The 17,888-nt window shown below is 71.2% G+C and carries 22 protein-coding genes; 11 read left to right on the forward strand and 11 right to left on the reverse strand.

What is annotated here, in order from left to right:
- The first annotated feature begins 80 nt into the window (after positions 1 to 80).
- From AB0G28_RS33480 to AB0G28_RS33495, 4 genes are read left to right on the forward strand one after another with little or no spacing between them, the layout of a single operon-like run.
- Positions 81 to 1,109: a chemotaxis protein CheB gene (locus AB0G28_RS33480; RefSeq protein WP_361098347.1), complete on the forward strand. Its 1,029-nt coding sequence runs from the start codon at positions 81 to 83 to the stop codon at positions 1,107 to 1,109.
- Positions 1,106 to 1,867 carry an ATP-binding protein gene (locus AB0G28_RS33485; RefSeq protein ID WP_361098350.1) on the forward strand — a complete coding sequence of 254 codons (762 nt, stop codon included), beginning with the start codon at positions 1,106 to 1,108 and terminating at the stop codon, positions 1,865 to 1,867. The genes AB0G28_RS33480 and AB0G28_RS33485 overlap by 4 nt, the downstream gene beginning before the upstream one ends.
- An 11-nt stretch (positions 1,868 to 1,878) precedes the next feature.
- Positions 1,879 to 3,735 (forward strand): CheR family methyltransferase, encoded by a 1,857-nt coding sequence (locus AB0G28_RS33490; RefSeq protein ID WP_361098353.1) that lies wholly within the window; start codon positions 1,879 to 1,881, stop codon positions 3,733 to 3,735.
- A 45-nt stretch (positions 3,736 to 3,780) separates the two neighbouring features.
- Positions 3,781 to 4,143, forward strand: a complete 363-nt coding sequence (locus AB0G28_RS33495; protein ID WP_361098356.1) for a hypothetical protein — start codon at positions 3,781 to 3,783, stop codon at positions 4,141 to 4,143.
- 323 nt (positions 4,144 to 4,466) lie between these two features.
- Here AB0G28_RS33495 and AB0G28_RS33500 read toward each other — a convergent pair whose 3' ends face one another.
- Positions 4,467 to 6,119 (reverse strand): glutamate--tRNA ligase family protein, encoded by a 1,653-nt coding sequence (locus AB0G28_RS33500; protein WP_361098359.1) that lies wholly within the window; start codon positions 6,117 to 6,119, stop codon positions 4,467 to 4,469.
- A 145-nt stretch (positions 6,120 to 6,264) separates the two neighbouring features.
- Between AB0G28_RS33500 and AB0G28_RS33505 the strand changes: the two genes are divergently transcribed.
- The 5 genes from AB0G28_RS33505 (at position 6,265) to AB0G28_RS33525 (ending at position 9,246) form a co-directional block, all read left to right on the forward strand.
- Positions 6,265 to 6,567 (forward strand): DUF1905 domain-containing protein, encoded by a 303-nt coding sequence (locus tag AB0G28_RS33505; protein WP_361098362.1) that lies wholly within the window; start codon positions 6,265 to 6,267, stop codon positions 6,565 to 6,567.
- Between the two features lie 89 nt (positions 6,568 to 6,656).
- Positions 6,657 to 7,151, forward strand: a complete 495-nt coding sequence (locus AB0G28_RS33510) for a YbaB/EbfC family nucleoid-associated protein (protein WP_361098365.1) — start codon at positions 6,657 to 6,659, stop codon at positions 7,149 to 7,151.
- Positions 7,152 to 7,160: 9 nt separating this feature from the next.
- The gene (locus AB0G28_RS33515; RefSeq protein WP_361098368.1) at positions 7,161 to 7,496 is read left to right on the forward strand and encodes a hypothetical protein; all 336 of its coding nucleotides are present in this window, start codon (positions 7,161 to 7,163) and stop codon (positions 7,494 to 7,496) included.
- A complete protein-coding gene (locus AB0G28_RS33520; RefSeq protein WP_361098371.1) occupies positions 7,493 to 8,620 on the forward strand; it encodes a hypothetical protein in 1,128 nt (375 codons plus the stop codon). The genes AB0G28_RS33515 and AB0G28_RS33520 overlap by 4 nt, the downstream gene beginning before the upstream one ends.
- Before the next feature lie 71 nt (positions 8,621 to 8,691).
- On the forward strand, positions 8,692 to 9,246 hold the full coding sequence (locus AB0G28_RS33525; RefSeq protein WP_361098414.1) for a hypothetical protein: 555 nt from the start codon (positions 8,692 to 8,694) through the stop codon (positions 9,244 to 9,246).
- A gap of 5 nt (positions 9,247 to 9,251) precedes the next feature.
- Here AB0G28_RS33525 and AB0G28_RS33530 read toward each other — a convergent pair whose 3' ends face one another.
- The 10 genes from AB0G28_RS33530 to AB0G28_RS33575 all read right to left on the reverse strand — a co-directional run bounded on the left by AB0G28_RS33530 (position 9,252) and on the right by AB0G28_RS33575 (position 16,347).
- Positions 9,252 to 9,653: an ATP-binding protein gene (locus AB0G28_RS33530; RefSeq protein ID WP_361098374.1), complete on the reverse strand. Its 402-nt coding sequence runs from the start codon at positions 9,651 to 9,653 to the stop codon at positions 9,252 to 9,254.
- Positions 9,654 to 9,714: 61 nt separating this feature from the next.
- Positions 9,715 to 9,951, reverse strand: coding sequence for a hypothetical protein (locus AB0G28_RS33535; protein ID WP_361098377.1), 237 nt, complete (start codon positions 9,949 to 9,951; stop codon positions 9,715 to 9,717).
- A 160-nt stretch (positions 9,952 to 10,111) separates the two neighbouring features.
- Positions 10,112 to 10,372, reverse strand: a complete 261-nt coding sequence (locus tag AB0G28_RS33540) for a GlsB/YeaQ/YmgE family stress response membrane protein (RefSeq protein WP_361098380.1) — start codon at positions 10,370 to 10,372, stop codon at positions 10,112 to 10,114.
- A 104-nt stretch (positions 10,373 to 10,476) separates the two neighbouring features.
- Positions 10,477 to 11,370, reverse strand: coding sequence for an MBL fold metallo-hydrolase (locus AB0G28_RS33545; protein WP_361098383.1), 894 nt, complete (start codon positions 11,368 to 11,370; stop codon positions 10,477 to 10,479).
- A gap of 77 nt (positions 11,371 to 11,447) precedes the next feature.
- Complete coding sequence (locus tag AB0G28_RS33550; RefSeq protein WP_361098386.1) at positions 11,448 to 12,323, reverse strand: helix-turn-helix transcriptional regulator; 876 nt, start codon at positions 12,321 to 12,323, stop codon at positions 11,448 to 11,450.
- Between the two features lie 119 nt (positions 12,324 to 12,442).
- Positions 12,443 to 13,633 (reverse strand): hypothetical protein, encoded by a 1,191-nt coding sequence (locus AB0G28_RS33555; protein WP_361098389.1) that lies wholly within the window; start codon positions 13,631 to 13,633, stop codon positions 12,443 to 12,445.
- A 57-nt stretch (positions 13,634 to 13,690) separates the two neighbouring features.
- Positions 13,691 to 14,254 (reverse strand): PadR family transcriptional regulator, encoded by a 564-nt coding sequence (locus tag AB0G28_RS33560; protein ID WP_361098392.1) that lies wholly within the window; start codon positions 14,252 to 14,254, stop codon positions 13,691 to 13,693.
- 6 nt (positions 14,255 to 14,260) lie between these two features.
- Positions 14,261 to 14,650, reverse strand: a complete 390-nt coding sequence (locus AB0G28_RS33565; RefSeq protein WP_361098395.1) for a nuclear transport factor 2 family protein — start codon at positions 14,648 to 14,650, stop codon at positions 14,261 to 14,263.
- A gap of 215 nt (positions 14,651 to 14,865) precedes the next feature.
- Positions 14,866 to 15,201: a hypothetical protein gene (locus tag AB0G28_RS33570; protein ID WP_361098398.1), complete on the reverse strand. Its 336-nt coding sequence runs from the start codon at positions 15,199 to 15,201 to the stop codon at positions 14,866 to 14,868.
- 132 nt (positions 15,202 to 15,333) lie between these two features.
- Positions 15,334 to 16,347, reverse strand: a complete 1,014-nt coding sequence (locus AB0G28_RS33575) for a DNA topoisomerase IB (protein WP_361098401.1) — start codon at positions 16,345 to 16,347, stop codon at positions 15,334 to 15,336.
- Positions 16,348 to 16,437: 90 nt separating this feature from the next.
- Here AB0G28_RS33575 and AB0G28_RS33580 point away from each other — a divergent pair, with 90 nt between their 5' ends.
- Both AB0G28_RS33580 and AB0G28_RS33585 read left to right on the forward strand, forming a co-directional pair.
- Positions 16,438 to 17,232 (forward strand): SDR family NAD(P)-dependent oxidoreductase, encoded by a 795-nt coding sequence (locus tag AB0G28_RS33580; protein ID WP_361098405.1) that lies wholly within the window; start codon positions 16,438 to 16,440, stop codon positions 17,230 to 17,232.
- A complete protein-coding gene (locus AB0G28_RS33585; protein ID WP_361098408.1) occupies positions 17,229 to 17,753 on the forward strand; it encodes a DUF1360 domain-containing protein in 525 nt (174 codons plus the stop codon). The genes AB0G28_RS33580 and AB0G28_RS33585 overlap by 4 nt, the downstream gene beginning before the upstream one ends.
- Positions 17,754 to 17,888 lie beyond the last annotated feature (135 nt).

The following is a 17,888-nucleotide window of genomic DNA, read 5'->3' on the forward strand; positions in this document are numbered from 1 at the left end:
CGGATGGTGTTTAGCCCGATCGCCAGGGGTTACTCGTCGTAGCGGGCGACCTGGTCTACCGTGAAGCCGACGGTGAGGAGGTGGACGCCGTGCCGCCTTTCCGGCGTGACCTCGTGGTCGTCGGAGCTTCGGCCGGCGGGGTGGAAGCCCTGCGCGCCGTGGTGTCCACGCTGCCCGCCGACTTCCCGGGCACCGTGGTGGTCACCATGCACCTCGCCGCGGGGTCGCACAGCGCGCTGGCCGGAATCCTCGACCGTGCGGGACCGCTCCCGGCCCGGCCCGCGCGCCACGGTGCGTCCCTCGAACCGGGCACCGTGTACGTCGCGCGCCCCGACCGGCACCTGCTCACCGAAGACGGGTCGCTCGTCCTGACACAGGGACCGACCGAGAACGGCCACCGGCCCGCGGTCGACGCCACCTTCCGGTCGGCCGCGCTGACCGGGGGGCCGAAGGTCATCGGGGTCGTCCTCTCGGGGGTCCTCGACGACGGGGCCGCCGGGTTGCGCGCGATCGTGGACCGGGGTGGCCTCGCCGTGGTCCAGGACCCTGCCGACGCGCTCTACAGCGGAATGCCCGAGAACGCTCTTGCCCTGGTGGACACCGAATACGTGGCGCGGGCGGTCGAGATCGGCGCACTGCTCGACAAGCTGGTCCGGATCCCGGTGGATCCCTTCGAGATCCCGCCGCCACCGGCGACCCTGCTGCTCGAGGACCGGATCGCCCGCGACGGAGTGCGGGTGGGCGCGCTTTCGCCTGCCCTGCGGGACGACGGATCGGGCTACACCTGCCCCGACTGCGAGGGGTCGCTCACCGAGATCGATCCGGGGGGCCGGTACCGCTGCCGGATCGGGCACGCCTGGTCGGCGCAGGCACTGCTCGCCGCCCACGACGGCGAGTTCCGGTTCGCCCTGGAGAAGGCGCTGCGCGCGCTCGACGAGAAAGCGGCACTGGCGGGGAAGCTGGCTGCCAAGGCCGGCGGCAGTCAGCCGGGTGGCCTCGCGCAGCGGTACGCCGCGTCCGCCAGGGAGGCCGCCGGTGCCGCCGAGACGCTGCGCCGGTTCCTGCTCGAAGCGACCGGCGACGATTTGGAGGAAGCGGTGCCGGAATGAGTTTCGCCCCGGTTCACTTCGCAGTCGGCAGCCGCGGCGAGGCGACCGTCGTGACGGTCACCGGCGAGTTGAACGTCGCGTCGTACCCTTCGCTGCGCGACGGCCTGCTCAAGTTCGCGACGGACGCGCCGGACGGCTTGGTGGCCGACATCAGCGGGCTGACGATCGGAGACCCGGCCCTGGTGAGCGTCTTCTCCCTGATCGCCATGCGGATCGGGGACTGGCCGGGCATCCCGTTCACAGTCGTGGCAGGCGAGCCCGCGAAGGTGCTGCTGAACCGCCACGTCGTCGACCGCTACGTCCCGGTTCGCGCCGACCTGTCCGCGGCGGTGGTGGCGCTGGACCACCCGGTGCGGCGGCGGAGTCACCGCGTCTTCCCCCGTGCCGACGGCAGTTCGGCCCAGGCCCGCGAGTTCGTCACCGCCAAGCTCACCGAATGGGCGGTGCCGGAGCTGGCCGAGGACGCCCGCTTCATCGTCACCGAGCTGGTGGAGAACGTGCTGACGCACACCACGTCGGAGCCGCGGCTGCGGCTCGACCTCCGCCGCGGCGTCTGCACGGTGGCCGTCGCCGACGACGACTCGCGGCCGGCCACCCTGCTCGAACGGCTTTCCCCGTTGGAGCCCGGCATGGGGCTGAAGCTGGTCGCGCAGATCGCGCGCACGTGGGGGTGCAGCCGGTCGTGGGCCGGTGGCAAGGTCGTCTGGGCAGTGCTGCTCTCCCCGCCCGGCACCGCCGGTGACCGTCCGGCCGGGTAGCGTGTCGGACCGTGACCGAGCCCAAGGAACCCAACGGCGAGTTCGAGTCCGTGCTCACCTACCTCAAGGAGTCGCGGGGCTTCGACTTCACCGGGTACAAGCGGAGCAGCCTGATGCGCCGGGTCCGCCGCCGCATGACACAGGTCGAGATCGACAACTACGCGGACTACATCGACCAGCTGCAGGTCAACGCCGACGAGTTCGTCGCGCTGTTCAACACCATCCTGATCAACGTGACCGGGTTCTTCCGCGATCCGGACGCATGGGACCACCTGCGCTTGCACGTGCTGCCCGCGCTGCTGGCCGAGCGCAGTCCCGAAGAGCCGATCCGGGTGTGGAGCGCCGGCTGCGCGGCCGGGCAGGAGGCCTACAGCCTGGCGATGCTCTTCGCCGACGCGCTGGGGGTCGAAGCGTTCCGGCAGCGGGTGAAGATCTACGCCACCGACGTCGACGACGAGGCGCTGGCGCAGGCCCGGCACGCCGCCTACACGCCGGCGGAGGTCGAAGGGCTCTCCGAAGCGCACCTGGAGCGGTACTTCGAGCTGCAGGGCAGCCGGTACTGCTTCCGCAAGGACCTGCGCCGGTCGGTCATCTTCGGGCGCAACGACCTGGTGCAGGACGCGCCGATCTCCCGGATCGACCTGCTGGTCTGCCGCAACACGCTGATGTACTTCAACGCCGAGACGCAGACGAAGATCCTGGAGCGGTTCCACTTCGCGCTCGCGCCCCGGGGCGTGCTCTTCCTGGGCAAGGCCGAGATGCTGCTGTCGCACACCCGGATCTTCGAGCCGCTCGACCTCAAGCGGCGGGTCTTCCGCAAGGCGATGACCACCCCCGCGAGCTTCAACCACTTCGTCTCGCACGGGTTTCCCCAGCGACGCACCCAGGACATCTCCGGGCTCGAGGAACTGCGGGAGCACGCGTTCTCGGCGAGCCCGGTCGCGCAGATCGTCTTCACCGAAGAGGAGACGACGGCGCTGGTCAACGCCCAGGCCGAGGTCGCGTTCGGACTGTCCGAACGCGACATCGGGCGGCCGCTGCGCGACCTGGACGTCTCCTACCGGCCGGTGGCGCTGCGCGCGTACGTCGAACAGGCCCGCCTCGAGCGCCGGTCGCTGCGGATCAAGGACGTCGAGTGGCGCCGGGCCGGCGAGACCGTGTGGTACGAGGTCCACGTCAACCCCCTGGTGGGCAAGGACAAGTCGCTGCTCGGCGTCTCGGTGGTGTTCCACGACGTGAGCTGGGCGCGCCAGCTGCTCACCGAGCTCGAGCACACGAACCGGCAGCTGGAGTCGGCCTACGAGGAACTGCAGTCGACCAACGAGGAACTCGAGACCACCAACGAGGAACTCCAGTCCACAGTGGAGGAACTGGAGACGACCAACGAAGAGCTCCAGTCCACCAACGAGGAACTGGAGACGATGAACGAGGAACTGCAGTCCACCAACGACGAGCTGCAGACGATCAACGACGCGCTGCGCGAGCGCAGCCTCGACCTCGACGAGGTGAACGAGTTCCTCGAGTCGGTGCTCACCTCGATCCGGGCCGGCATCGTCGTCATCGACGCCGAGATGCGGATCAAGGCGTGGAACCGCGGCGCCGAGGACCTCTGGGGCGTGCGGCGGGAAGAGGCCGAAGGCACCCACCTGCTGAACCTGGACATCGGCCTGCCGGTCGCGGAGCTGCGCCCGGTGGTGCGCGAAGCGCTGGCCGACTCCGGTTACTACGGCGAGCTGCTGCTCGACGCGATCAACCGGCGCGGCCGGGCGGCCGTCGTCCGGCTGCTCTGCAGCCCCCTGCGCAGCCCGGACGGGGAAAGCAACGGCGCCCTGCTGATGATGGAAGAGACGAAGAACGAACCCGAATGATCAGGGGATTGCGGTACCCGCGCCGGGCTGTTATCCGTAGAACCCATGGGGTTGACCAAGGTTTGGATCGCCACGCTCAGTGACGGCCTGCTGCGCGCCGACCAGGTCGTCGGCCTGACCGCGCACGCGACACCGGCGTTGACCGGCAAGCCGCCGCGCTGGCTGCTCGACGCGACCGTCCGGGCCCCGGCGGGCAGCGGCAGCGCCGACGGCTGGGACGTGGGCATCCTGCACCGCACGCTGATCCAGACGCCGGCCGAACCGGTGGGCGCGCCGGAAGCGCTGGCCCGCCTCCTCGCCCGGCTGGACGGCGAGGACGCGGCGGGCGTGATCACGCTCCGGCCGGAGGGGCCGGCCGGGTCGGCGAGCATCGTGCGACCCGGCTTCCAGCCCTTCGAGGACGACTGAATATCCGGGTTCCGGTTCAGGACCTCTTCGTGGCCCGGTGCCGGCGTGGTCGCGTGGAGGTCGGGGCTGCGCATCGACCCCGGTCGGCGCGTCGGGAGCGCTGGTCCGCCTGGACGGCGAGTACGCGGCAGCCTTGGTCACCCTGCGGGCGGAGGGGCGGCCGGGTCGGCGGGCATCGTGAGCGCTCGGAAGCGCTGGCCCGTCTCCTCGCCCGGCTGGACGGCGAGGACGCGACGGGCGTGATCACGCTCCGGCCGGAGGGGCCGGCCGGGTCGGCGAGCATCGTGCGACCCGGCTTCCAGCCCTTCGAGGACGGCGCCTGACTACTTGGTCAGCGCGGAGATCCGGTTCAGGACCTCTTCCTGGCCCAGTGCCTGCGTGATCGCGTGCAGGTCCGGGCTGCGCGTGGACCCGGTGAGCGCGATGCGGATGATCTGCGAGGCCTCGCGGATCGAGCCGGGGAACGCCTCCGGGTTCTTCTTGAACTCCTTGGCGTTGCGGGCGAAGCCGTGCTTGGCCGCGACCGCGCGGATCTGCTCGAACCACTCCTGGCCGTCGTCGAGCTGGCGGTAGTCCGCGGCGAAGTCCCGGGCCACGGCCTGGACGACCGCGCGGTCGACGCCGAGCGCGGCGATGCGCTCGTCGTCGGGACCGCTGACGGCGGCGTGAAGCTGGGGGAAGAAGAAGCCGTAGACGGGGCGGAAGTCGCTCCACTTCTTCAGGTCCTTGCGGGGGTTCTCGGCGCCGTCGCGCTCGACGGCCAGCGCGCGCAGGGCCAGGTCGGGCTCCTCGTCGAGGACCCGGCGCAGTTCGGGGTCGAACCGCTCGGCCCAGCCGCGGACGGCTTCGAGGATCGCGGCACCGGAGAGGGTCGCGATGTGGTCGGCCGAAATGTCGTCGAGCTTGACCAGGTCGACCAGCGGGCCGGCGACGCCGCACTCGTCGAGGTTGATCGGCTCGGTGAGCGCCTGCTCGAGCGGCATCTCCGCGAGGCGGCCGTTGACGAGGCCGCGCAGGTAGTACAGGACGGCCTCGGCGGGGTAACCGGCCTCGATGAAGAAGTCGACCGACGCTTCGGGGTCCTTGCGCTTGGACAGCTTGCGCTTGCTGCCGCCCTCCTGCTTCATCAGCGGCGCGATGTGCGCGTAGGTGATCGGCTCGAAGCCGAGCGCGTCGAACAGCTGCTGGTGCACCGGGACCGACGAGATCCACTCGTCGCCGCGGATCACCAGGTTCACCCGCATGAGGTGGTCGTCGACGGCGTGCGCGAAGTGGTAGGTCGGCAGCCGCGGGCTCTGGTCGGAGCTCTTGAGGATGACGACGTCGTTGCGGTTGGCCTCGGCCTCCAGCGGCCCGCGGATCGCGTCGGTGAAGCGGGCGCGGGCGCCGGTGTCGTCCGGGGCGCGGAACCGCACGACGTACGGGGCTCCGGCGTCGAGCTTGGCCTGGACGTCGGCCGGGTCGGCGTCGCGCCAGATGGCCCAGCTGCCGTAGTAGCCGGTGGGCAGCTTGGTGGCCTGCTGCCGCTGGGTGATGGCGGCCAGCTCGTCCTTGGTGGCGAAGTCGAGGTAGGCCTTGCCCTGGCGGAGCAGGTCGCGGACGTAGGTGAGGTAGATCCGCTCGCGGGCCGACTGCTGGTAGGGGCCGTAGTCGCCGCCGCGGGCGAGGTCCTCGTCGGCGGCGAGGTGGAAGTAGGAGAAGCCGCGTTCGAACTGCTCCAGGGCGCCCTCGACCTCGCGGGACTGGTCGGTGTCCTCGACGCGGACGAGGTAGCGGCCGCCGGAGCGCCGGGCGACGTCCTGGTCGATGAGGCCGACGTAGATGCCCCCGAGGTGCACGAACCCGGTCGGGGACGGGCCGAGGCGCGTGACCAGCGCGCCCTCGGGCAGCTGCCGGGCGGGGTACTGCTGCTCCCAGTGCTCGGGTTCGGGCAGGTCGGCAGGGAAGAGGGCGTCGATGACCGCTCGGTCCAGCATGTGGGTGTTCTCCCCGCGTCGTGGTGCGCTTGCCTCGGCGAAAGTGGTCGTTTTCGCCGACGAAGAGCCTAGCCGGGGCGGTCGCCGGGCCGTTCCGGTGGGTTGAGGCCGCAAAACTGTCGGTGCCTCGTGTGACACTGCTGCGGTGATCGTCGTCTTCGAAGCCGAACTGTGGGAATGGGACGCCCGGCGCACCGAGAGCTGGACGTTCGTGAGCCTGCCCGCCGACGAATCGGAGGAGATCCGCGAGCTCGCGGCGGAACCGCGTCGCGGGTTCGGTTCGGTGCGCGTCCGGGCCACGGTCGGCGCGACGAGCTGGCGGACGTCGATCTTCCCGGACAGTGCGCGCGGCGCTTACGCGCTGCCGATCAAACGTGCCGTCCGCGACGCCGAGGGCCTGGAGGTGGGCGGAAGTTTCACCGTGACGGTGGAGCTCGTCGACTTCTGAGCGGGTGATCTCCCGAAAACGGATCGGGCGCCCGGGCTGTTCTGTCATGATGCGGACAACAGGCCCCGAACCGCGCAAAGGGAGACACGATGTCCGCCCAGATGGACGAGCTGATCGCCCAGTTCGAGAACTTCCGCAGCAAGGTGCGCCAAGCCGAGGCCCGCTTCGCCGGCGTGGGTGACATGCAGGAGCGGATCGCCCGGCTGGAGACCACCGTCACCTCGCCGGACGGGACCGTGACGGTGACCGCGGGCGCCGGCGGGACGATCACCGGCCTGCGGCTCACCGCCGGCGCCACCCGCGTGGAAGCCGGGCAGCTCGCCGCGACGATCATGGACACCATCCGCCGGGCGGCGGCCGGGGCCGCGCAGCAGCAGGCCGGCATCGTGGACGACGCCTTCGGCGACGCGTTCGGCGTCGACGTCTCGGCGCAGGTCCGCGAGGCCCAGGCCGAAGCGTTCGGAACCGTGGCGGCCGAGCCCGCGTCGGAGCCTCAGCCGCGGCAGCCGTCGCGGCCCGCCCGACGGCCCGCCGCCGAGGACGACGACGACTTCGGCCAGGGCCCCATCCTCCGCCGATCCTGAGGGAACGCCATGCCAGACGGAATACAGACGAACATCGCCGCGATCTCCGCCTACGCCCGGCAGCTGCCCTACTACGAGCAGGAAGCGGAGAAGTTCGGTGCCAAGATCGACGCCGCGGACGTGACCGACGAAGCGTGGGGCCTCGTCGGCCTCTTCGCCAAGCAGGGCTACACCGAACGCCTCACCGAGCTGCGGTCCCTGCTCACCGACCTGAAGGACGGCGTGGACGGCTTCACCGCCAAGCTCACCAAGGCCGCGGAGATGTACCAGGGCGTGGAAGACGCCGGGAAGGTCACCTTCGGCCGGTACGAGGCGGAAATCGACGCGTTGGGGAAGGGCGAATGACCGAGCCGAAGAAGAGCATCGCCGACGCGCTGAACGTCGGGGCCTACGACGAGAGCACGGGCGCCAACCTCGACCGCGCGGCCGGGTACGTGCCCGTGGCCGGCACGGCCTACAAGGCGGGCAAGAAGATCGGCGAGCACGCGAAGCAGGCCGCCGAGGCGGACGGCCCGGGCGAGCTGGCGTCCGCCGGGGCCGCGCTGGTCGGTGACGGTGCGGCGTTCGTCGGGGCCGCCGCGGGCGACATGGTCACCTTCGCCATGGACCCGATCGGCTGGCTGGTCAGCCACGGCCTCAACATGCTGCTCGAACTGGTCCAGCCGCTGCAGGACGCGCTGCACCAGGTCACCGGCGACGGCCCGGCCATCGGGCACGCGTCGGAGAACTTCGTCACGATCGCGCAGGGGTTCGTCGCGCTCGCCGACGACTTCGAGCGCACCGGCGACACCGCGCTGGCCGAATGGGTGGACGAAGCCGGCAACGCCGCGAAGGAAGCCCTCGGCGACTTCTCGTCGGGGATTCGCGGCATCGGCTCGGCCGCCGGCTCGGTGGCCGAGGTGCTGCAGATGTGGTCGATGGTCATGGTGGTCATCGAAGAGGTGATCAAGGGCATCATCACCGAGCTGGTGTCCTGGCTGATCACTCTCTGGCTGCCCGCGCTGGCCGCGTCGGTGATCAGCTTCGGCGGTTCGGTCGCGGCCGCGATGACCGCGTCCATCGCCAAGGCGGCCAGCGTGCTGCAGAAGGTGACGCGCTACCTCGGCAAGTTCGGCAAGCTGCTCGACAAGTTCATGGAGTTCCTGGTCAAGTACTCCGGGAAGCTGGAGGTGTTCACCCGCAAGCTGCGCGTCGGCGTGATGCCCGGCGAGACGAAGTTCGGCTTCGGTGCGGCCGCCCAGGGCTGGCAGCCGAGCAACCGGGCGCTCACGACGATGTTCGGCACGTCGGCCGGCGTGAAGCCGTTCCTGGCCGGAGCGGGCGTGAAGGCCGGTATCGGAGCGGGCAAGGGCGCTTTCGCCGAAGGCAAGGAAGCCGTCACGCCGGAGGGCGACGAACCGTGGTTCGACAAGAGCGAGATCGGCGGGGACCGCAGCCCGGAGGACACGCGCAAGGACCTGGACATTTGAGCGAGCGCCTCGAACGCTGGGCGGAGGAGACCCGGGTCCGGCCCGGGTTCCGGGAACGGGTCGAGACGCTGATGCGGGACCGGTGGCGCGAGCCGGTCATCGTGCTGCACCTCGGCGACACCGACGTGGGCTACGACGTCCCCGGCCGCCGCCAGGACGGCACCGTCAAGGGGAAACGGCTGGTCCGGCGGTTCTTCTGGAACATCCTGCGCGGGATCGGCGCCGCGGTGTTCGGCGTCTTCGCCCTGGCGCACGGGGAGAGGCCGGGACTGCCGTTCCAGCGGGTGATCGGCGTTTCGGGCCCGGAGAACGCGATGGCACTCGACCTGGCCGACCGGCTCCGGTCCGTGGGGGGCGCTTGGCTGGCGTGCTCGCCTTCGTGCCTGGCGGTGGTGGACACCGGATCGACCGCCACCGACCCGGCCGACGCGCCGCCGCCGCGGATCGTCTGGGAAGCGCGCAAGCCGCAGGCGCCGGAGCTCAGCTTCCGCAAGAGCACGCTGACCTGGCCGGACGGCTCGATCTTCCGGCTCCCCATCCAAGCCCGCACCGAGCAGCAGCACCTGCGGAAGTTCGTCGAGTTCGGCGACGTCGTCCACTGGAACGGAAAACCGCGGGAGCGCTGAAGCCGCTACTCGCACGACAGGCGGGCCCACACGACCTTGCCGTCGTCGTGGTGGCTGACGCCCCAGGCGAAGGCCAGCTGGTCGACCATGAGCAGGCCGCGGCCACCGGTCCGGCCGGGTACCCGCGGCCGCGGTTCGCCGGTTCCGGCGTCGGCGACGGCCACGGTGACCACGCACGGGTCGAGCGCCTGGTGGATCCGCAGCTGGTGCGGCCCGCCGGCGTGCACGTACGCGTTCTCCAGCAGCTCCCCGACGACGATCAAGGCGTCGACCCGGTGTCGTTCTCCGAGCGCCGCCAGCGTGGCCTCCGCCCACCGGCGCGCGCTCGTCAGGTCGGGAACTCCGGCTCCGGCGACGTCCAGCACCCGCCACCCCGGCTCGTCCGCTGCTCCCCAGTTCACTCGCACCGTGCGGCCCCTCCTTCCAGAGAGGGCTACCCGGGAACGCGGCCGATACTCGCGCGGCCGTTCAGTGGAGTCCGATCCGCCAGAGGAACGCCTCCCGCAGGGCGGCGATGAGGGCTTCGTCGTCGACCTCGCTGGGGCGGTCGCCCATCGGCAGCCAGGTCTCGTCGTCCGGGATGCCGGCGATGACGCGGGTCAGCGTGACACCGGGGTAGGAAAGTGTCTCGCGACTGCCGCCGACGTCGGGCACGGTGACGCGGCGGGACTCCGCCCGGACGAGCACCTGCCGCTGGTCGTTCATGTCGCGCAACTTCCCGGGAACCGTGGGTCTGGCAGGTGTCCAGCATAGACACCGCAACCGGCGGGCACCTTGGTGCGAACAGGGGTTTTCCGTTCACCTCAGTTCGAAAACCGCTGTGACACAACATCTCCGCTGCAGCCGGACGCCCCGCGCCCGCGGGTCAGTCGCGGCGGGTGAAGATGAGCCGGTAGCCGGCCAGGATGATCAGCGCACCCAGGATCGCCAGGCCCCAGGTGCGCAGGTCGAAGAACGTGCCGAGCTGGGTGTGGAACAGCGTCTTGCCCACCCAGCCGCCGACGAACGCGCCCGCGATGCCCAGCAGGATCGTGATGATGCAGCCGCCCGGGTCCTTGCCCGGCATGAGAGCTTTCGCGATCACCCCGGCGATGAGACCGAGCACGATCCAAGCGATGATGCCCACGGGGGTGTCCTCTCGTCCGCGTCCTCTTGACGGCACAGGATGGCAGGCGCCTGCCCTCCTGGCTCGCCGAACCACGCGGACGTGATCGGGATCTCACCCGATGGTCACCGGTGCGAGAACGGCCCCCACCGCTTGACGGCGAACGAGCCGCCGCGGCGTTCGACCTCCAGCGCGCTGTGGCCGCCGAAGTGGGCGGGCAGGAGCAGGACGGCTTCGTCGGCGGCCCAGCCCAGCAGGCGGCGCCGGGTGTCGTTCGCCTGGGCCGGGTCTTCGCAGAAGCAGCTGCTGTGCCCGGGCTCCGCGAGCTGCAGGGGAGTGTGCAGCAGGTCGCCGGCGAACAGGGCCCGGTCGCTCCCGGACGCCAGCTTCACGACGCTGGCGCCGGGGGTGTGGCCGGGTGCGGCTTCGAGGCGGAGGTGGGCGTCGATCGGGTGGCTGTCCTCCCACAGCCGGACCTGGCCTGCCTCGTACACCGGCTGGATGCTGTCTTCGAAGGCGTGTTCGTTGACGCCCCCGGCGACGGCCGGGTTGCGGGCCGGGTCCCAGTGCTCGAAGTCCGCGCGCGGCATGAGGTAGGTGGCGTTGGGGAAGGTCGGCACCCACTCGCCGTCGGCGAGGCGCGTGTTCCAGCCGATGTGGTCGAGGTGCAGGTGGGTGTTGACGACCAGGTCGACGTCCTCCGGCCGGACGCCGGCGGCGCGGAGCCGGTCCAGGTAGTCCAGCCGCAGGTGGTCCCACGCGGGGACGGCCGGGCGGTGCTTGTCGTTGCCCACCGCGGTGTCGACGAGGATCGTGCGGCCTTCGCTGCGCAGCACCCAGGTCTGCATCGCCGACAGGACCAGGTCGTCGGCGGTCAGGTGGTCGGGCTCCAGCTCGTGGCGGTGCTCTTGCCATGCCCGCTCCGGCAGGTCCGGGAAGAAGTCCCGGGCCGGCATGACCGGGCCGTGCTGTTCCTCGACGCGCGTGACGGTGACGTCGCCGAGCTTGATTTCGTTCATCGTTCTCTTTCTCCAGGGGTTTTCGGGCGCGTTCGGCCCGGCATCCGTCGCGGATGCCTTGTGAGGGAGGGGTTTCGTCAGTCGCGCGCGGGCTGGGTGCGCCGCGCGGTGGCGGTGGTGTGGGTGAGCAGGGTCATCGCCGCGTGGGACGGGGAACCGGGTTCGGTGGTGGCGACGACGATGTGCTCGTCGTGCTCGGTGGCCAGCGCCTGGTGCGTGACCGTCATCGTGCCGACCAGCGGATGGCGCATCTCGTAGACCGCGTCGCCGCCGGACTTGACCCGCTGGTCCGCCCACCACGTCGCGAACTCGGTGCTGCGCAGGGAAAGTTCGCCGACCAGCTCGGCCAGGCGCGGGTCGTCCAGGTACCGGCCGGACGCCATCCGCAGCGACGCCACCACCGCGCGGGCCTTGGCGGGCCAGTCGGCGTACAGCTCGCGGGTGTGCGGGTCGAGGAACACGAGTCTCGCCATGTTCGGGCGGCGGCCGGGCTTTTCGGGCGCGGCCGGGTCGAGGTGCCCGGCGAACAGGGCGTGCCCGGCGGTGTTCCACGCCAGGACGTCGCTGCGCCGGCCGAGCACGACCACCGGGACGTCGGCGAGGGTGGCCAGGAGCTGCCGGACGGCGGGGGTGACGTGCTCCGGCGCCGGACGCCGTCGCGTCGCGGGCCCCCGGGCGCCGGCGGCCAGCTCGTGGAGGTGGCGGCGTTCGGTTTCGTCGAGCTTCAGTGCCTGGGCGATCGCTTCCAGCACCTCGGGGGAGGCGTTGGCGGACTGTCCTTGTTCGAGCCGCGAGTAGTACGGCGCGCTCACCCCGGCGAGCCGGGCGAGCTCTTCGCGGCGCAGTCCCGGCACGCGGCGGCGGTCCCCGTACGTGGCCAGGCCGACGTCCTCCGGCCGCAGGTGGGCGCGGCGGTTCTTGAGGAACTCGCCGAGCCGTCGTTTCGCCTCCATGAACCCAGTATGGGCAGCGGGCCGGAGCGCAACCACACCCTCGCGGGGTGCGGGTCGGCACGCGAAACGGGCCCGTCCGGGGATCTTGCCCCGGACGGGCCCGTTCTGTTCAGGCCGGCTCAGCCACCGCCGTAGGTGGCCTGGGTGACCGCGAAGACGTTGCGGTTGCCCGCGCCTTCCTGCAGCGACCACAGCAGGTCGGCGGCGGTGTCGTCCTCCCAGTAGGAAAGGCTCTCGCCACTGCCGACCCAGGCGAAGGTCTGCGCGGCGGCCGACGGCTTCCAGTAGTAGAGCTGCTTCGAGCCGGAGGAGTTGAACCACCAGCGGCCGTTGTGCGAAGCCACGCCGTTGAGCTTGTACCAGGGCAGCTGCAACGCCTGGCTCGCCGTCGTCGTCGCGGCGAAGGTACCGGTGGAGGCGAACGGGTAGCGGATCGCCCGCGGCGCCCGGTTCGGGTAGTCCGTGCAGCCCGAGGAGCAGGTGTACTCGGTCATCACGATCGACTTGCTGACCCGGTCGAGGGAGATCGACGACCACGCGAGGTTCGTCCCCGACGTCGTCTTCGACGAGATCGTGCCGACCTGCGGCAGGACGTAGGCGTAGTTGTGGGCGTAGTACGTGCTGCCGCTCTGGTGGCCGATCTGGTCGGCGGTACCGCCGCTGTTCGTCTTGAGGATCTTGCGCATGTCGAACACGCGCATGCCCTTCCCGGTGTCGGCGACGTAGAGGTAGTCGCCGTACCAGGACATGCCGCCGGCGTGGATCGGGATGTCCTTGAAGTCCGGGGCGTCCGCGGTCCCGGTGGGCTCGACGAGCAGGATCTTGCGGTACTTGTTGGGGTAGTCGGCGTCCCAGTCGGCCAGGGTGATCCGGCTGCGCGACTGGTCACCGCTGCAGCCGTCCTTGGTGTACCAGCTGACCGCGACGAGCTGGTGCCCGTCGTAGTTCCCGCCGTTCGCCGTCCCGACGGCGTCGCGGCTGGTGGTGATGCCCTGCGGGTAGTTGGTGCAGTCGGAGTTGTCGTCGCTGTCGAAGCGGAACCCCGTGGAGAGCCCGGCGACGGAGAACGACGACGGCAGCGCGGCGCGGTCGTGGTTCGCGTTCTCCATCACGGTGTGGACGGCCGCGGTGCCCAGCGTCGACACCAGAGCGCTGTTCACCGCGTCGAACTGGTTGTAGTTGGCGGTCAGGGTGTACTGGTCGGCGGGCAAGGTCGACGGCGCGGCCGCGGCGGCGGACGCCGGCGCGGCGACCAGCCCCGCGAGCACGCCGGCGGCGAGTGCCGCCTGGGTGAGACGGTGCAATGACATGGGACGCATCGTCGGCGGGGGCCGTACAAGAGCCGTACAAGCGCCCCGGGGGCACTTTCACGTGAAAGTGCCCTGGCGGCGGGCGAGGATCTTCAGCGACTGCTCGCACCAGCGCAGGTTCTCCCGCTCGAACGACAGGCCGCGCATCAGCGTCAGGTACGGCCCGATCCGCTCGGCTTCGGCGAGGTAGTCGTCCTCGAAGCGGCCGTCCAGCAACCGCGCGCGAAGCCGTTCGTAGCGGGCGATCTTCGCCTCCGCCCGGCTCAGCCGCTCCTCGAGCGCGCGCCGGACCGCCGTCTCGTCGCCCGCGTCGACCGCCTGGACCTGGACCAGCAGCTCGTCGCGGATCACCCCCGGGCGCGGCGGGCGGGCCGTGAACTCGTGCAGGGCCCGGTGCCCGGCCGTGGTCAGCGAGAACAGCCGCTTGTCCGGCCGCCGCTGCTGGTGCACGACCCGGGCGTGCACCAGGCCGCCGGCCGCCATGCGATCGAGTTCCCGGTAGAGCTGCTGCGGCGTCGCCGCCCAGAAGTTGGCCACCGAGGCGTCGAACCCCTTCGCCAGGTCGTAGCCCGACGCCTCGCCTTCGAGCAGCGCCGCCATCAGCGCGTGTCGCAGTGCCATACTCAACTAGTTGACTGCTTCTTGCTGGATCCGGTCGAACTGCGCCGCCATCGCCTCGGCCAGCGCCTGCGCCGCCGACAGCGGGCGGACCATCACCGTGAACTCGTCGATCAGGCCGTCTTCGTCGAAGTGCAGGAAGTCGCAGCCCTCGACCCGCACGTCCCCGATCCGGGCCTCGAAGACGAGGGCGTGGTCGCGGCCTTCGCCGCCGCTCAGCTCGCGCACGTAGCGGAAGTCCTCGAAAACGCGCAGCACGCCGCGCAGGATCGCGGCGGTGATCGCCTTCCCCGGGTACGGCTTGAACGCCACCGGGCTGCGGAACACGACGTTGTCCGCCAGCGTCGCGGCCATGGCGTCGGGATCGCGGGCCTCGACGGCCTTGCGGAAGCTGCTCACAGCGCACCTCACCTAGTCAATTTGTTGAGTATTGAGGGTGAGCATACCCGCTCGCCTTGCGTGACCGATCGGCGACGCACAGCTTCACCGCAGCCCCTGGCGCAGCCGGACAGGCATGGGAAACGACGACGAGGGACAACGGGGCAGCAGGCGGCGGCTGCTGACCGGCGTGAGCTCGGTCGGCACGCCGTCCCCGACCACGACGGCGGGGAGCTTCAGCGCTCGCCGGCCGGACAGCGGCGCCACTGCACGTGGTCGCCGGCCCGGTCGGCGTGCCAGACCGCTGTGTCCGTGTCGGACTGCCACGTCGGCACGAGCCGGCCCGTGACGACCCGGCCGCGGGCCACCCGGCCGAACAGCTCGACGCCGTCCGCGCGGCGGGCGGGCGGGATCCAGGCCGGGAAGCGGGTGCGGGGCAGCTTGTGCTCGATCCACTCCCGCGCGGAGCCTTCGCTGCCGTGCTCGGACTCCACGATGCTCGACACGGCGCCGCCGCCGACGGCGAGGCCGATCGACGCGCGCCAGCGCACGGGGGAGGAGTCCGGGTTCATCGTCCCCAGGGTCCCGGACGAGCGCGTCGGCGGGCCAGTACACGTTCGGATGGATTGGCGTTCACTCACCGTGCCCCCTGCCGCTCGTGGACGTCTGCGCGCGCCCGGGTTCCCCGTCCTGGTGGTCTTCAATCACGAAGCTTTCAGCAGGCGCACGCACGCTTTTTCGAGCATCGCCCGCGCCTCGTCGCCGTCGAGCCGGGCCGCCCGCTTGAGCGCGGGCGCGATCGTGCGCTCGCCGCGGTAGGCCTCGACCAGCCGGGGGTCCACATAGGACGAACGGCAGACGGCCGGGGTGTTGCCGAGCGCCTTCGAGACCTCCTTCATCACCTTCGCCTCCGCGCGCTTGCGGGCGGTCTCCGACGTCGGCGGGTCCGCCGCGGCGAACGCGGCCGCGGCCAGCACCGTCGCGTTCCAGGTGCGCATGTCCTTCGCCGTGCAGTCTTCGCCGGCCAGTTCCTTGAACCGCTCGTTGACGTCGGCCGCGTGCACCTCGTGCCACGTGCCGCCCTCGCGGTAGACGAGGAGCCGGTCGCTGCCCGAGCGGCTGCGCAGCAGAGCCTTCACGACCTTGGCCAGCCCCGCGTCGCAGATGGCCACCTCGCGGTCCAGGCCGCCCTTGGCGACGTAGCAGAACCGGCATTCGTCGCCGCGGACGGCGGCGTGCTCACGCAGCAGCGTGGCGACGCCGTGGGTGCCGTTCTCCTCCGCGTACTCCTCGCCGCCGGTGCGGAAGATGCCCCGGTCGAGCATCCGCAGGGCCGCGGCGAGCACCCGTTTCCGCGTCAGGCCGCTGCCGGCGAGGTCGGCCTCGACCTGGGCCCGCCACTGCGGCAGCCGCCGGGCCATCTGCAGCACGCGGTCGTGCTTCTCCTCGTCGCGGTCCTTCCGCCACTGCTCGTGGTAGAGGTACTGGCGCCGCCCGGCGTCGTCGGTCCCGACCGCCTGGACGTGCCCGTTCGGGTACGGGCAGATCCACACGTTCCGCCACGCGGGCGGGATGACCAGGCCCTTGATCCGCTCGAGCAGCTCGGCGTCGGTCACCGGCGACCCGTCGGGCAGGGCATAGGAGAACCCGCGGCCGCGGCGGATCCGCCGGATGCCGGGGCCGCGCAGGTCACTGCGCCGGAGTCTGGTGCGTCCCACCGCCGCGAAATACCCGCCCGGCGTACCGGGAAACCATGATTGCCGCCCGCCGCGGCGGGTAGCCGCCAGGAAAGGACGGAAGGAGCACGCATGACCACCGCAACCAGGCCGCTGGCCGTCGTCACCGGCGCGTCCAGCGGGATCGGGCTCGAGCTGGCGAAACAGTTCGCCCGGCACGACTTCGACGTCGTGCTGGCCGCCGAGGACGCCGAGCTGGCCGCGGCCGCGGACGAGGTCCGCGCGTGTGGGGCGCAGGTCGAGGCGGTCCGCACCGACCTGGCCGCCCCCGACGGCGTCGAGGAGCTGGTCCGGCACCTCGCGGACCGGCCGGTGGAGGCACTGGCGGTCAACGCCGGCGTCGGCATCAACGGCGAGTTCGCCGGCGACACCCTGCTGGAGGACCAGCTGACGGTCGTCGACCTCAACGTGCGCTCGGCCGTGCACCTGACCAAGCGGGTCGTGCCCGGCATGGTCGGCCGCGGCCACGGCCGGGTGCTGTTCACCTCGTCGATCGCCGGCACGTCGCCCGCGCCGTACCAGGCGGTCTACGCGGCCTCGAAGGCGTTCCTGACGTCGTTCTCCGAGGGCCTGCGCGCCGAGGTGAAGGACAAGGGCGTCACCGTGACCGCGATGCTGCCCGGCCCGGTCGACACCGAGTTCTTCGAACGCGCCGACATGACGGACACCAAGCTCGCCGCCGGGGACAAGGACTCCCCGGCCGAAATCGCCGAAGCTGGCTACGAAGCCTTGATGGCCGGGAAGGACAAGATCGTTCCCGGCGCGCTGAAGAACAAGCTCCAGGCAGCCGGCTCCCGCGTCCTGCCGGACGAGGCCAAGGCGAAGCAGCAGGGCAAGATGATGAAGCCCGGATCGGCGGACGCATGAGCGTGGTCGGGGAAGTCACCGAGAAAGCGAAGCGGATCCAACGCGGCTACGCCGGCGAGGCCGACCGGCCGCTGGCCGGCTACCTCGGGGTGATGGGGGTGTACGGCGCCTTCGTCGGCGGGCTGACCGTGCTGGGCCGGGCGGTCGGGGCCCGGCTGCCCCGCCGGTTCGGCCTCGGCGACACGGTGCTGCTGGGCGCGGCGACGTTCAAGGCGAGCAGACTCCTGGCCAAGGACGCGGTCACCAGCCCGGTGCGCGCGCCGTTCACCCGGTACGAAGAGCCGGCCGGTGACGACGAGCTGAACGAGTCCGTGCCCGGCAAGGGCCACTTCGAGCACGCGGCGGGCGAGCTTCTCTCGTGCCCGTTCTGCCTGAACGTCTGGATCGGTACCAGCCTCGCCGCGGGCTTCGTGATCGCGCCGCGACCGGCCCGCCTGGCGGCCACGGTCCTCACCACCGTCGGCGTGGCGGACGCCTTGCACCTGCTGTACGACGCGGGCAAGAAGCTCGCCTCCGGTTAGCGGCCACTGGCGATGTCTTGAACGACTCGTTCCTGTCGTCCGACGACAGGAACGAGTCGTTCAAGACATCCGGCCAGGGCCGCGGCGCAGCAGATCGGTAGTGCGTGGGGGAGGGACAGGGTGGGAGGGCCGGGG

Source organism: Amycolatopsis sp. NPDC021455 (genome assembly GCF_040640995.1).
GTDB lineage: Bacteria > Actinomycetota > Actinomycetes > Mycobacteriales > Pseudonocardiaceae > Amycolatopsis.